Annotated in this window: 15 protein-coding genes; 6 read left to right on the forward strand and 9 right to left on the reverse strand. The window is 66.3% G+C overall.

Going from position 1 to position 13700, the window contains the following annotated elements:
• Window positions 1-39: 39 nt before the first annotated feature.
• The 3 genes from GGC30_RS12790 to GGC30_RS12800 form a co-directional block, all read right to left on the reverse strand.
• Window positions 40-1059 (reverse strand): fumarylacetoacetate hydrolase family protein, encoded by a 1020-nt coding sequence (locus GGC30_RS12790; RefSeq protein ID WP_153924836.1) that lies wholly within the window; start codon window positions 1057-1059, stop codon window positions 40-42.
• Between the two features lie 44 nt (window positions 1060-1103).
• Window positions 1104-1370 carry a hypothetical protein gene (locus GGC30_RS12795; RefSeq protein WP_153924838.1) on the reverse strand — a complete coding sequence of 89 codons (267 nt, stop codon included), beginning with the start codon at window positions 1368-1370 and terminating at the stop codon, window positions 1104-1106.
• A 237-nt stretch (window positions 1371-1607) separates the two neighbouring features.
• Entirely contained in the window at window positions 1608-2780 is a 1173-nt protein-coding gene (locus tag GGC30_RS12800) for an isoaspartyl peptidase/L-asparaginase family protein (protein ID WP_153924841.1), read from the reverse strand.
• Between the two features lie 253 nt (window positions 2781-3033).
• On the opposite strand from GGC30_RS12800, the gene GGC30_RS12805 reads away from it, so the two are divergent.
• Both GGC30_RS12805 and GGC30_RS12810 read left to right on the forward strand, forming a co-directional pair.
• Window positions 3034-4698 carry an FAD/NAD(P)-binding protein gene (locus GGC30_RS12805; RefSeq protein WP_153924844.1) on the forward strand — a complete coding sequence of 555 codons (1665 nt, stop codon included), beginning with the start codon at window positions 3034-3036 and terminating at the stop codon, window positions 4696-4698.
• 11 nt (window positions 4699-4709) lie between these two features.
• Complete coding sequence (locus tag GGC30_RS12810; protein WP_153924847.1) at window positions 4710-5213, forward strand: DUF1543 domain-containing protein; 504 nt, start codon at window positions 4710-4712, stop codon at window positions 5211-5213.
• A 15-nt stretch (window positions 5214-5228) separates the two neighbouring features.
• On the opposite strand, the gene GGC30_RS12815 is transcribed toward GGC30_RS12810, so the two are convergent.
• From GGC30_RS12815 to GGC30_RS12830, 4 genes are all read right to left on the reverse strand, one after another.
• Window positions 5229-5414 (reverse strand): hypothetical protein, encoded by a 186-nt coding sequence (locus tag GGC30_RS12815; protein WP_055807817.1) that lies wholly within the window; start codon window positions 5412-5414, stop codon window positions 5229-5231.
• On the reverse strand, window positions 5415-6527 hold the full coding sequence (hppD, locus tag GGC30_RS12820; RefSeq protein WP_153924850.1) for a 4-hydroxyphenylpyruvate dioxygenase: 1113 nt from the start codon (window positions 6525-6527) through the stop codon (window positions 5415-5417).
• A gap of 142 nt (window positions 6528-6669) precedes the next feature.
• On the reverse strand, window positions 6670-7779 hold the full coding sequence (locus GGC30_RS12825) for a DUF5694 domain-containing protein (RefSeq protein WP_153924853.1): 1110 nt from the start codon (window positions 7777-7779) through the stop codon (window positions 6670-6672).
• A 134-nt stretch (window positions 7780-7913) separates the two neighbouring features.
• The gene (locus GGC30_RS12830) at window positions 7914-8558 is read right to left on the reverse strand and encodes an exopolysaccharide biosynthesis protein (protein WP_153924856.1); all 645 of its coding nucleotides are present in this window, start codon (window positions 8556-8558) and stop codon (window positions 7914-7916) included.
• Between the two features lie 87 nt (window positions 8559-8645).
• On the opposite strand from GGC30_RS12830, the gene GGC30_RS12835 reads away from it, so the two are divergent.
• The 3 genes from GGC30_RS12835 to GGC30_RS12845 are packed head-to-tail and all read left to right on the forward strand — an operon-like array spanning window position 8646 to window position 10374.
• Window positions 8646-9221, forward strand: a complete 576-nt coding sequence (locus GGC30_RS12835; protein WP_153924859.1) for a YqaA family protein — start codon at window positions 8646-8648, stop codon at window positions 9219-9221.
• A 39-nt stretch (window positions 9222-9260) separates the two neighbouring features.
• Window positions 9261-9806, forward strand: a complete 546-nt coding sequence (locus GGC30_RS12840) for a disulfide bond formation protein B (RefSeq protein WP_039246047.1) — start codon at window positions 9261-9263, stop codon at window positions 9804-9806.
• A 4-nt stretch (window positions 9807-9810) separates the two neighbouring features.
• Entirely contained in the window at window positions 9811-10374 is a 564-nt protein-coding gene (locus GGC30_RS12845; RefSeq protein WP_153924862.1) for a demethoxyubiquinone hydroxylase family protein, read from the forward strand.
• A 157-nt stretch (window positions 10375-10531) separates the two neighbouring features.
• On the opposite strand, the gene GGC30_RS12850 is transcribed toward GGC30_RS12845, so the two are convergent.
• Both GGC30_RS12850 and GGC30_RS12855 read right to left on the reverse strand, forming a co-directional pair.
• The gene (locus GGC30_RS12850; RefSeq protein ID WP_153924865.1) at window positions 10532-11734 is read right to left on the reverse strand and encodes an acetyl-CoA C-acyltransferase; all 1203 of its coding nucleotides are present in this window, start codon (window positions 11732-11734) and stop codon (window positions 10532-10534) included.
• 145 nt (window positions 11735-11879) lie between these two features.
• Window positions 11880-12788, reverse strand: coding sequence for an SDR family NAD(P)-dependent oxidoreductase (locus GGC30_RS12855; protein WP_153924868.1), 909 nt, complete (start codon window positions 12786-12788; stop codon window positions 11880-11882).
• 154 nt (window positions 12789-12942) lie between these two features.
• On the opposite strand from GGC30_RS12855, the gene GGC30_RS12860 reads away from it, so the two are divergent.
• The coding region (locus GGC30_RS12860; RefSeq protein WP_153924871.1) for an outer membrane protein at window positions 12943-13700 on the forward strand (758 nt) is incomplete at its 3' end.

The raw sequence follows: 13700 nt of genomic DNA on the forward strand, positions 1-13700 counted from the left end.
GCGGCCTCCCCCGAGGCCGCTGTCAGCACCCTAGCGGCGTCAATCCGCGCTGGATAGCGGCGCTACGGTCTGTTCGATGGCGCCGAAGATCGAATGATGACGCTCGTCCAGCATCTCGATCCGCACCGTGTCGCCGTGCTTGAGGAAGGGCGTCTCGGCGGCGCCGCGCAGGATCGTCTCGACGGTGCGGACCTCGGCGATGCAGCTATAGCCCAGGCCGCCTTCGGACACCGGCTTGCCGGGGCCGCCGTCGGCGTCCTTGTTGGACACCGTGCCCGAACCGATGATGGTCCCGGCGCCCAGCGACCGGGTCTTGGCCAGATGCGCGATCAGGGTTCCGAAGTCGAAGGTCATGTCCACGCCGGCGTCGGCCTTGCCGAAGTCCTGACCGTTCAGTTGGACGTTCAGCGCGCCGTGCAGCTTGCCGTCCTTCCAGCGGTCGCCGAGCGCCTCGGGCGTGACCAAAACGGGCGACAGGGTGCTGGCGGGCTTGGACTGGACGAAGCCGAACCCCTTGGCCAGTTCGGCGGGGATCAGGTTCCTGAGAGACACGTCGTTGACCAGTCCGACCAGACGGATGGCGGCCAGCGCTTCCTCGCGCGTCGCGCCCTGAGGCACGTCGCCGACGACCACGACGATCTCGGCCTCCAGGTCGCAGCCCCAGGCCTCGTCGGCCAGCGGGATGGCGTCGCGCGGCGACAGGAAGCTGTCGGAACCGCCCTGATACATCAGCGGGTCGGTCCAGAAGGTCTCGGGCATTTCGGCCCCGCGCGCCTTACGCACCAGTTCGACGTGGTTCACGTATGCCGAGCCGTCGACCCACTGATAGGCGCGGGGCAGCGGCGAAGCGGCGTCGCGTTCGTGGAAGCGACCGCGCGGCACGCCCTCGTGCTCCAGACTTTCGGCCAGGGCCTCAAGCCGCGGACCGCAACGGTCCCAGTCGTCCAATGCCGCCTGCAGCGTCGGGGCGATCAGGAATGCGTCGGTGAACCAGTTCAGGTCCTGGGAGACGACCACGAGGCGGCCGTCGCGGCCGTGCTTGAGCGAGGCGAGTTTCATGGACAAAGGCCTAGACCGAATTCACGAGGTTGGAAACCGAGCGCTCATCCCTTTGGCGTCAGCAGGGCGCGGGCCTCTGCCCCGGTTCGGGCGGCCGCGTCGCGGACCTCGACCTCGACGATGACGCCGCCCTCGGGTTCGACCGCCCACAAATAGCGGCGCTCGACCTCGACCGTGCGGCCCGACGGCGCAAAGCCCTCGTAGCTGTCGCCCCAGGGGGTGATCTTCTTCACCTCCACGAAGGCCATGGCGCAGGCGGCGTCCAGCTCCTCTTGGGCCATCACTGTCAGTTCATCGTCGGATACAGGCATGGGCTCGGTCTGGAAAAAGAGAGTCTGAAACGTCTGAATAGTCTGAAATTTGCTTTCGTCATCCTCCGACAAGCCGCGCCAGCGGCGCAGATCGGGGGACCCAGCGGCGCGCGATAGCGCGAACCTGTCGCAGCTATGACCGTCAGACATCGCGAGGCGGATGGATTTCGCCTTCGGCGCCGCTGGGCCCCCCGGTTCCGCTGCGCGGCCCGGAGGATGACGAAAGAAGAGAGCGGCTCAGGGTTGTTCATCGGCATAGATGGCGACGCGGGCGGGCCTGTCGGAAGATGCCGCGCCGCGATACATGCCCGATGTCGTCATGGCGAAGTAAGGATAGCCTCCTGTCGGCATGACGATCACGCCGCCGAGCCCGCCAAGGGCCTTAGCCTCGGCAAGCTCGGCTTTCGCCGCCGCGATGTGCGCGGGCGCAATGTGAGCCAAACACATCTGGTCGGGAGGGAAGTCTCGACAAGCTGCCTCAGAGCCAGTGCGTTCTCGCTCAAATCGCTCATCGTCGCTCAGACTCCGCCAGACACCGATGCGCGCGCAGATGTCGCGGGCGACGGTGGCGCGGATGAAATATTCGCCGTCGCCGGTCGCGGACACGGCGCAGCCGTCGGCGTTGGAGGCGTAGGTGCCTGCGCCGATGACCGGCACGTCGCCGACCCGTCCCCAGCGTTTGGCGGTCATGCCGCCGGTCGAGGTGGCGGCGGCGAGGCGTCCCTGGCTGTCCAGGGCCACTGCGCCGACCGTGCCGAACTTCTTTTCGTTCAAGGGCGGGGCGATTTCAGCCTGTGCGCCTAGAGCCGTTGGGGAGAGGGGCGCGCTGGCGGGGCGTTCGGGGACGGGCTGTCCGGCCTCGGTCAGGGCCTTGACCAGTCCCTGCCACCGGCGCTCGGTGAAGAAGAAGGCCGGATCGACCTGCTCCAGCCCGACCGAGGCGGCGAAGGCGTCGGCGCCGGGGCCGATCAGCATGACGTGGGGCGATCGCTCCATCACTGCGCGAGCGGCGGCGACGGGGTGACGCGTGGTGGTCAGGCCGGCGACGGAACCGGCGGTCAGGTCCGATCCGTCCATGACGGCGGCGTCCAACTCGTTACGGCCGGCGGCGGTGAAGACCGCCCCGCGCCCGGCGTTGAACAGGGGATCATCCTCCATGACCTGAACGGCGGCCTGGACCGCATCCAGCGCCGAGCCGCCGCTTTTCAGCACGGCCGAACCGGCGTCCAGCGCGCCTTGCAGCGCCGCGCGATAGGCCGCGTCCTGCTCGGGCGTCAGGCTGGCCCGCTCGATCACGCCGGCCCCGCCGTGGATCGCCAGCGACCATTGCGGCGCGGCGTCCTCTGCGTACGCCGAGGAAAAACACAGTGCAAAGAGGGCAATTAGTCCCGAACAGGCGATACGCATCATGGAATTCCTCCCGGCGCCGGATCAGGACGCACCCCGTCGGCAGGACGTCGGCACCCGCCACTGTAACCCATCACGGGGTCGTGTCAGGCTGATCGATCAAAGAAAAACGAAGCTCATAACTAAGTCGGGCGAATCTCGGCGGTCCTGTGTGCGAAATCGCGCAGATCGAACTTGTTCAGTAGCGTACAGGTAGCTGTTTCCATTGAAAAACATTCGGCATGGCGCCTTTTTGCGCGTCGCGCATTGTGGGCGCATGACTGCATCAATCGCCTTTGTCGGAGCGGGGCCAACCACTCTCTACGCGCTTCACGCCCTGCTGTCCCAAGGCGACCTGTCGGCGCGCATCACCGTGATCGAGGCGGGCGGGTCTGCGGGATCGGGCAGCCCCTACAGCGCCGAGTGGAACGACCGGGCCATGCTGTCGAACATCGCCAGCGTGGAGATCCCGCCGGTCACGCAAACCCTGGCGGACTGGCTGGCTGAACGGACCTCGGCGGAGGTGCGCGCGCTGGACGTCGACCCTGCCGCGCTGGACGAGCGTAGTTTCGTGCCGCGTCTCGCTTTGGGGCGCTATTTCGAGGACCAGTTCAGAGCCCTTGTGGAACGGGCGAGGGCCGGTGGCGTCTCGATCCAGGTGATGACCGACTGTCGCGTCGTCGACGCCGCGAACACGCCGGACGGCATCGAACTGACCTATGTCTCGCCGCCATCCCTTCGCGCGAGCAAGGCGGTCTTCGATCATGTGGTCCTCGCCACGGGTCACCAATGGCCGTCACGACAGCAGGGCCGTCCGGGCTATTACCTCAGTCCGTGGCCGGCCTCGGCGCTGTCCAAGATCCCCGCGACGGACATCGGGATACGCGGCTCGTCCTTGACGGCGATCGATGCGGCGGTCGCGCTCGCGGGTTCACACGGCGCCTTCGTCCGTCAAGGCGAGCGACTAGTGTACGAACCCGCCCCGGCCACCGAAGCGTTTCGCCTGACCATGATGTCGCGCAAGGGCATCCTGCCGGAAGCGGACTTCTATTTTCCGCTGCCCCACGCCCCGCTGGACATCTGCACGCCGGAGGCGGTTGCCGCCCTGATCGTGCAGGAGACAGGTGGTCTTCTGGACGCGGTGTTCGACCTCTTTCGGCGCGAGCTGATCCAAGCCGATCCGATCTACGCCGCAGAAACGGGGTTGGGAGAAGCGACTCTGGAAACGTTCGCCCAGGCCTATTTCGCCCGACGTGCGGCGAGCGATCCGTTCGTCTGGGCCGCGGCGAACCTGGAAGAAGCGCGGGCCAATCACACCGCCAGGGTCACGGTGGCGTGGCGCGACGCCATCCTTCGCATGCATGAAGTCGTCGCCGCGATCGTGCCGCATCTGGACGCCGCGCAGTTCGAGCGCTTCAGCCGGGTGTTCAAACCGATCTTCGTCGACGTCTACGCCGGCGTGCCCCATGAATCGATCGAGCGGATGTTGGCCTTGCACGAGGCCGGCAAGCTGGAGGTTCTGGCGCTCGGCGAGGACCACGCGGTCGATACGCAAAGTCCGGAACGGGGGGCCGACGTGACGATCGCCGGACGGACAAGACATTTTCCGATATTCATCGAGGCGACCGGCCAGCAGGCCTTGGCCGCGATCCAGTTTCCGTTCCTGTCGCTGCTGGAACAGGGCATCGTTCGCGACGAGGTCGCCAATGACGCGCCCGACGTGGTGCGCGGCATTGCTGTCGATGAGCTGTTTCGACCCGTCGATGCACCCCTGCCGCCGGACCGGCTGTTTTGTCTGACGCTGCCGTTCCTGATGGGCCGCCACCCCTTTGCGCAGGGCATCACCAGTTCCTTTGAAATGGGAGGGATCGTCGGGCGCAGGCTGGCGTTGGTGGTCAAAGGCGAGGAGAACCCGACCCATCCCGCCGCCTCGGCGGCCTGAAGCGAGACCTGATGAAGCTGTTTGCGATCTACATCGGCGGCGAGCACCCCGGTGCCAATATCGAAGTGCATGATATGCGCTTCATCGCCGCGCCCTCGATCGAGGCCACCTACGACGCTCTGCGTGAACAGTGGTGGGGCAAGACGGGCAGTCTGCACATCGATTGCTGGTCGGAGATTTCACACGCGGACGGCTATGACGTCAGCCTGCGTCCCGAGCCCTACACCGGCCAGGAGAAGCTCTATTATGTGAACCTGGGCGGCTATGACGGGGTGGCCTTCGCCGAGCAGCACCGGAACGTCTTCGTCGTCGCTGACACGCTTCAGGCCGCCAAGTCGCGCGCCATCAAGCTGGCCTCAGGCTGGAGCGACGCCCACCGCGACGAGATGTATGAGGCCGAACAAGCCTTCGCACTCCAGGACGCCGCCCAGACCCAGCGGATGCATATCCACCTGACGCCCCGCCCGATGTCCGGCGACCCGAGCTTCACCTGCCGCTACATGCCGCTTCGCTGATGCAAGGGGCCGCCCTCACCCCCTGTGGTGCAGCCGCTTCCACACCTGATAGCCGATGATGGGGGCGAAGCCGCAGAGGAGGGCGGCGATCAGGACCATCCAGAAGCCGCCGCCCAGCCAGTATTCGCCGGCCAAAGCACCGGCGCCGGCCGCCAGGACCGGGCCGAGCCAGGGCAGCCAGGTCGGCGGCCGCATCGTCATTCAGGCGTCGACCTTGATGACGCCGCGACGGATCTGGTCCAGCTCGATGGAGTCGAACAGGGCCTGGAAGTTGCCGTTGCCGAAGCCTTCGTTGCCCTTGCGCTGAATGATCTCAAAGAAGATCGGGCCGAAGGTGTCCTGGGTGAAGATCTGCAACAGCAGGCCTTCCTCGTCCGAACCGTCGATCAGGATGCGGTTCTTGCGCATCCGCTCCACGTCCTCGCCGTGGTTGGGCAGGCGTTTGTCGATCAGTTCGAAATAGGTCTCGATCGTGTCCTGGAAGGCGACGCCGCGTTCCTTCATCGCCTCGACCGTCTCGAAGATGTTCTCGGTCGTCAGGGCGATGTGCTGGATGCCTTCGCCGTTGTAGCGACGGATGAACTCCTCGATCTGGGAGTTTTCGTCCTGGCTTTCGTTCAGCGGGATGCGGATGGCGCGGTCGGGCGCGATCATGGCCTGGGAGAACAGGCCCGTCGCCTTGCCCTTGATGTCGAAATACTTCTGCTCTTCGAAGTTGAAGATCGAGTTGTAGAAGCCCGACCAAGTGCGCATCTGGCCGCGCCGGACGTTGTGGGTCAGGTGGTCCAGGATCTCCAGGCCCATCGAGTTCTTGCGCTCGGCTTCTTCCCAGCCCTCGATCTCGTCCCAGGCGTCATAGAGCGAGCCGGCGTCGCCGTACTGATCGATGACATACAGCAGCGAGCCGCCGATGCCTTGCAGGATGTAGGGATAGTCGTCGCCCAGCGCGCCGCCGGCGGCGTCCGTTGCGGCAACGGCGCCGCGGGCCAGGGCGCCCTCATAGGCGGCCTTGGCGTCGGTGGTGCGGAAGGCCATGCCGTTGGCGGACGGGCCGTGATCCTTGGCGAAGTCGGCGGCCTGACCCTTGGGCGAGCGTTGCACCAGGAAGCTGATATCGCCCTGCTTCAGGCGCACCACGTCGGTCTTGGGGTTTACGTGCGTCTGGGTGAAGCCCATCAGCTCCAGGCGCGAAATCATCGCCTCGGGCTCGGGGCCGGTGAATTCGACGAACTCGAAACCATCGACGCCGAGGGGGTTTTCGAGGTCGATCTGTTCCGCCGTGGCCTGATCTTGGGCCTGGGTCATGTCGTTCATGGCGCGTCTCCCGCGTGATCTTGAGGGCGGTCTGGCCGCCGATTGGCGCGGAACCTAGTCACAGAAGACGACGGAGCCAAGACGAAGCCACGGGGTCGTGATGACGGACGACCCGTAAGCCCCGTCTGTCGTCTTTATGCGATCAGCGCAGGACGGCTTCGGGATCGACCAGCCGGACGTCGTGCATCTGGTCCAGATAGGCCTCGTAGTAGCCCTTGTGCGAGGCGCCGACGATGGTCAGCATCCGAGTGCCCGGATAGAGGCCCAGGACATCGCGCATATTGGCGACCATTCGCAGATTGCGCGTCTCCCAATAGCCAAGGTAGCGCCGGCCGAAGGCCTGCGGCGACGGCTCGACCAGATTTGCGCCGAAATCGGACTGATAGGCCATGGCCGGGACGGTCGGCGCATTGTAGGCGCGGTACATCTGAAGAAGGCCGCCCGGCTGATCCAGGGCGGCGCTCAGACGTTCGTCTTGCGCCCGACGGGCCGTGCTGGCGGGATTGTCCCAGGCGGCCATGACGGCGTCCTGTGATGCCTTCTTCTCCACAGGGTCGGCGGGGTCGGGCGAATCGGCGGAGTGGTCGTCGACGCTCCATAGCCGTTCCAGTCCCAGGCGCGCGGCGAGGGGGGCGGAGATCAGGAAGGTCTCGTTGGCCTGTTCCTCGATCTGGTTCAGCACGCCGACCAAGGCGTCGTTCAGGCCGTCCCCGGCGATGCGATCCTGGGCGGGCAGGCGAAGCCATTGAACCAGGGCCGATCCCCGCTCGCCGGCCGCCAGGAAGACCGCCGCCAGATGACGCCGCTGGGCCGCCGTGGGCTGGGCGGGCCATTCGGCCAGCAGCCGCTCGGCCTCGGCGTTGGCGGCGGGTACGTCCAGACCGGTGGCCAGGGCGGCGGGGGCGGGATCCCAGCAATAGTTGTCGACCGTCTCGGCATAGCGCGACGGATAGCGACGCAGGCTGTCGCATTGCAGGCCCGACAGGTCCTCGGTGGCGATGGCGGTCGGCTTCCAGCCCGCCAACCGATCCAGCAGCGGCGCGAGGCTCTTGGCCTTGAAGCCGTCGCCCAGGTTCGACAGGTGCGGCGTGCCCAGGACCAGCACCTCGTTCAGCGCCCCGGCGGGCGGTCCCTTCAGCTGATCGGGATGGAAAGGCTGGCGGTAGTCCTGCGCGGCTGCTGGCAGGGCGACGGCCAGCAGCGCACCGACGGCGACGAACAGGATGCGGGAGGAACGAAGAGGCAAGGCCATGACACGCCGTGAAAGGAATTTGAGAAGGATCGACCGTCGGTCGGTCACGCCACCTTCCACGGATCACCGCCCGGGCGCCCGTTAATTCTTGGACATCTAAGGCTACGCTTGCAGCGCTGGAACCGATGTCGGCGTCAGCCCGGCAGCCAGCGGGTCGCCCATTCGGCGCCCATCAGAAGGCCGGTCCCGAGCGCGCCCAGGATGGTCAACCAGACAGTGGTGACGGCGCAGCCGGCGAGGACGAACAGGCCGTCGCGCTGGATCAGGCCGACCGACAGCAGGGCCAGGGCGATGGACGGGATGGTGTTGGTCAGCGGCATGACGATGGTGACGGTCGCCAGGATCATGAAGACGGCGGCAAGCTTCTCGCCCGGTCCATCGGCGAAGCGGCGCAGGCGGGGGCGCGACAGCCGGTCGATCCAGCCCAGTTTGGTCTCGGCGAAATCGGCCATGGCCTTCAGCCACGATCCCTTGCACTGCAGGTTCAGGAACCAGCGCGGCAGCCAAGGCTCCTCACGCCCGACCAGCATCTGGCCGGCCAGCAGGATGACGATCAGCCCGACCACCTGCGGCACGCCGTAAAGGCCCGGCACCAGACAAGGGATGGAGAGCAGAAGGATCAACAGGCCGTAGGCGCGCTCGTCCAGCCGGTCGCGGATTTCATGCAGGGTCAGCCCGGCGTCGCCGCCGTCGTCGGCCAGCCGCCGCAGCAGCCGGGTGACATTATGGCTGACGTCGTCCTGCTGGACCGTGGAGCGGGAAGAGGCGGGGGTCGTCATTCAGGCGCTCTAGCAGGTGGACGTGACGGCCGAGGATGACGCAACGCCGCAGGGGTGCTAACGCGCCGTACCGCCTTAAGGATCGCCATGCTGCGCAAACTCTATGACCGCGTCTTCGACCTGGCGCGCAGCCGCCATGCGACAAAGGTCCTGGCGGTCGTCTCCTTCGCCGAGAGTTCGTTCTTTCCGATACCGCCCGACGTGATGCTGGCGCCCATGATCCTGGCGCGGCCGCAGAAGGCGTATTTCTACGCCGCCGTCTGCACCGTGGCGTCGGTGCTGGGCGGGATTCTCGGCTATGCGATCGGCTATTTTCTGACCGATCTGGGCCTGGCGATCATGCGGGTGCTGGGCCATTCGCACGGGCTGGAGCAGTTTCGCGCCTGGTTCGATCAGTGGGGCCTGTGGGTCATTCTGATCAAGGGGCTGACGCCCATTCCCTACAAGCTGGTGACCATCGCCTCGGGCCTCGCGGCGTTCAGCTTTCCGGTCTTCATGGCCGCGTCGGTCGTGACGCGGGGCGGACGGTTCTTTCTGGAAGCGTGGATCCTGAAACGCTGGGGGCCGGCCATGCTGGCGCAGGTCGAACAGCGGCTGGCGATGTGGAGCGTGATCGGATTGGTCGCGCTGGTCGCGCTGATCGTCGTCCTGAAGCTTCTGTAAGTCGACGGCGCGTTCGGGGCGGGGTAAGACCGTTTCAAGATGATCGATGTCTATCGCCTTCTGACCCGTTGGTGGACCGCCTTCGCCCTGGCCGCGTCGCTGGCCATGCTGGGCGCGGCCCACGCGTTCGAACGGTTCGGCGGCCTTGCGCCCTGTAACCTGTGTCTGAAGCAGCGCGAGGTCTATTGGGGGGCGGTGGTCGTCGCGGTGCTGGCCACAGGCTGGACCCTTTTTAGCGGCGGGCGCCGGGGCACGCCGCGCATCGCCGCCTTCCTGCTGGCGGCCGTGTTCGCCACAGGCGCCATCACGGCCATCTTCCACATGGGCGGCGAATACAAATGGTGGGCCTTGCCTGCGACCTGTTCGTCCGTCGGCGGCTCGGTCGATATGGACAGCCTGACGGCGCTAGCCATGGGCACGGGGCCGGTGACCAAGGTGATCGGCTGCGGCGATGTGGCCTGGAGTTGGCTGGGTCTGTCGATGGCAGGATGGAACGCGATCATCGCCTCGGCGCTTGCGGTGTTCAGCCTGTTGGCGGCGAAACGTCCCAAGGACGCCCGTGCGCCCCGGATCGAAAAGGCCTGATGCGATGAGCCATTCCATTCCTCTCCCTCGTCCTGGCCAAGGCGCCGAAAAGGCGCGGATGGACGAAATCCTGCGCGTCGACCACGCCGGGGAATATGCGGCCGTCTTGATCTATCGCGCCCAGAAGGCGGTGTTCGAAGGGCGCAAGGAGCGTGACGGCATCGCCCACGACCTGGCGGAGATGCAGGACCAGGAGGCGGTGCATCTGGCGCGCTTCGAACGGCTGCTGAACGAGCGGCGGGTGCGACCCACGGTCATGACGCCCGTGTGGCGCATCGCCGCCTCGGCCCTGGGCGCCGGCACGGCCCTGATGGGTGAAAAGGCGGCGCACGCCTGCACCGAGGCGGTCGAGAGCGTGATCGAGAAACACTATGCCGACCAGATCGCCGAGATCGGCGATCGCGACCCGGCTCTTGCCGCTGAGTTGAAGCAGTTCCGCGATGAGGAACTGGCCCACCACGACCACGCCATCGAACACGGCAGCCGCGAAGCGCCGGCCTATCGCCTGCTGTCCGGCGTGATCAAGGTGGGCTGCAAGGCGGCGATCAAGATCAGCGAGCGGGTCTGACCCATCTCCTCCCTGCGGAGCGGGGAGGGGGACCGCGAAGCGGTGGAGGGGCTATTGAAGTCCATAGACGTTTGCGATGCGGCGAAGAGCCCCTCCGTCTCTCCGCTTCGCTACGAGCCACCTCCCCATGAAATGGGGAGGAGACAATTGGTTTCTCTCAATAGATCTCGAACAGCCCGGCCGCCCCCATGCCGCCGCCGATGCACATGGTGACGACGCCGTATTTGGCGCCGCGACGCTTGCCTTCAATCAGGACATGGCCGGTCATGCGGGCACCGGACATGCCGTAGGGGTGGCCGATGGAGATGGCGCCGCCCGAGACGTTCAGGCGGTCGTCGGGAATGCCCAGCGTGTCTTGGCAATACAGAACCTGGGCCGCGAAGGCCTCGTTGAGTTCCCAGATGCCGATGTCGTCCATCGTCAGGCCGTGGCGCTTCAGCAGTTTGGGCACAGCATAAACCGGGCCGATGCCCATTTCGTCCGGCTCGCAGCCGGCGACCGCCATGCCGCGATAGGCGCCGAGCGGTTGCAGATTGCGCTTCACCGCCTCGCCGGCCTCCATGACGACGCAGGCCGAGGCACCGTCCGACAGTTGCGAGGCGTTGCCGGCGGTGATGAACTCGCCCGTCTGGATCTCCTCGCCGCCGCCGAAGACCGGCTTCAAAGCCTTCAGCCCTTCCAGCGTCGTGTCGGGACGGTTGCCCTCGTCCTTGGAGAGTGTGACCTCTTTCGATGAGGTCTGGCCGGTGGCCTTGTCCATGACCAGCATGGTGGTGGTCATGGGCACGATCTCGGCGTCAAACCGACCGGCGTCCTGGGCGGCGGCGGTGCGCTGCTGGGATTTCAGCGCATATTCGTCCTGGCGGTCGCGGCTGACGCCGTAGCGGCGCGACACAACCTCGGCCGTCTCCAGCATCGACATATAGATGTGGGGCGACAGCTTCAGCAGCGCCTCGTCCTTCATCCGGTACAGGTTCATATTCTGGTTCTGCACCAGGGAGATGCTTTCCAGCCCGCCGCCGACCGCCATCTTCTGCTGATCGAAGACGACCTGTTTCGCCGCCGTGGCGATGCCCATCAGGCCCGAGGCGCACTGACGATCCAGGCTCATGCCCGGAACGGAAGAGGGCAGGCCGGCGGCGAGCGCGATCTGGCGCGCGACGTTTGTGCCGGTCGAACCCTGCTGCAGGGCCGCGCCCATGATGACGTCCTCGATCTCTGCCGGATCGATGCCTGCGCGCTGGACCGCATGTTTCACCGCATGGGCCCCCAGCTGCTGCGCCTGGGTGTCGTTGAAGGCCCCGCGATAGGCCCGGCCGATGGGCGTGCGGACGGTGGAGACGATGACGGCTTCGCGCATGGATGCTCTCTTCGCTTGGCCTATCGCCCTTCGGGCTGCTTGAGGCCGGGTTTCCTCTGAAGCGAAGTTAGGCGCCTGACCCCACGTCAACGCAAGGCCGGATCGGCGGCGACGGCCTCAAGTAACGCGGGGCGCGATAGGCCCCTTAAGAACTATGCGCCTTCTGGGCCTTGGTCAGTTCGATCATGCCCTGGGCGGCGCCCATGTCCGGCACGATCTCGCCCGCGCGGTCCGAGATGGCGTCGAAACGGGCGGCGACCTGTTCAGGCGCATCCTCGCCGGTGACGAAGTCGCCTTGGGTCAGGGTGATATAGGCCCGTTCGAACCCGCCGGCGCCGGCGGCCAGGATGGCGCGGCTGGGGGCGTCCCGGCTGACCAGATAAAGCAGGCCCGGCGTCACCAGGGCAGGGGACAGGGCCTCAAGCGGCAGGGCGGCGCCCAGATCCTCGGTCATGCGGGTGTGGGCGGTGGGCGCCAGGCAGTTGACGCGGATGTCGTTCTTGGCCCCCTCGATCGACAGGGTCTGCATCAGGCCGACCAGGGCCATCTTGGCGGCGCCATAGTTCGACTGGCCGAAGTTGCCGTACAGGCCGGACGACGAGGTGGTCATCACGATCCGGCCGTAGTTCTGTCCCCGCATGATCTCCCACACCGCCTTGGTGCAGTTGACCGCCCCCATCAGGTGGACGTCGACGACGAAGCGGAAATCCTCGATCTCCATCTTGGCGAAGGTCTTGTCGCGCAGGACGCCGGCGTTGTTCACCAGGATGTCGATCCGGCCCCACTTCGTCATCGCCTGGTCGACCATGGCCTGGACCGCGGCGAAGTCGGTGACGGAGGCGGCGTTGGCGATAGCCTCGCCGCCCGCCGCCTCGATTTCGGCGACGACCGATTCCGCCGCTGTCGCCGACCCGCCAGAACCGTCGCGAGCGCCGCCCAGGTCGTTGACCACCACCCTGGCCCCGCGCGCCGCCAGAGCGAGCGCGTGTTCTCGCCCCAGGCCGCCTCCGGCGCCCGTCACGATCGCCACCTGTCCGTCAAACCGCATTGCCATAATCGTTTCCTTTTGCAGGCGCCCAATGTGTTGAAACGGCGCCACAGTCGACACAATCGTAGCTCAAGCGCGGAACCGTGCGCCAGCCACGCCGTTCGGTCGGGTGAATGCTGTGCTATTGCGCAGCTTCGCGCATTCACACAGTGAGGAAGCTATGAAGCTCAAACTTCTCGCCTCCGTTGCCGCCGCCGGACTGTTCGCAGCCGGCGCCGCATCGGCGGAACCCAATGGTTGGTACGGCGCCATCGACGCCGGCTACCACATGATCGACGATATCAACGCTGAATCGTCCACGACCGGCGCCAACTGGAACTGGGAAGTGAACGACGGCTGGGCGGCGTTCGCTCGCCTCGGCTACCGCTTCAACCCGAACTGGCGCGTTGAACTGGAAGGCGGCTACCGCTCGGGCGACATCGGCACCGTGCGCGCTGTCTCGGGCACGCAAGGCCTGTGCAACCTGACCCCGGCGACGGGTGGCTGCTTCTCGCCCGAAGGCGACATCGAATCCGCCACCCTGATGGCCAATGTCATCTATGACTTCGGCTTCGAGTACTGGGGCGTTCGTCCGTTCGTGGGTCTCGGCGCCGGCGTCAACCGCGTGAAGACCGATACGACCGGCGCTCTGCGCGCCAACCGCGGCGCTACCTTTACGGCTGACGATGACTCGACCAAGTTCGCCGCTCAGGCGATCGCTGGTCTGGCCTGGGCTGTGGGCGACCGCACCAACATCGACCTGACCTACCGTTACCTGACGGGCGACGCCAACTTCGCCTCGACGACGGTCGGCACGGGCGTGGGCGCCACGTCGTTCGGCGAATGGGACGGCGACTACGACCAGTCGCACACCGTGACCCTGGGCCTGCGCTACAGCTTCGGTGCGGAAGACGCTCCGCCGCCACCGCCTCCCCCGCC

This window comes from Brevundimonas sp. SPF441, assembly GCF_009661015.1.
In the GTDB taxonomy this organism is placed as follows: domain Bacteria; phylum Pseudomonadota; class Alphaproteobacteria; order Caulobacterales; family Caulobacteraceae; genus Brevundimonas; species Brevundimonas vesicularis.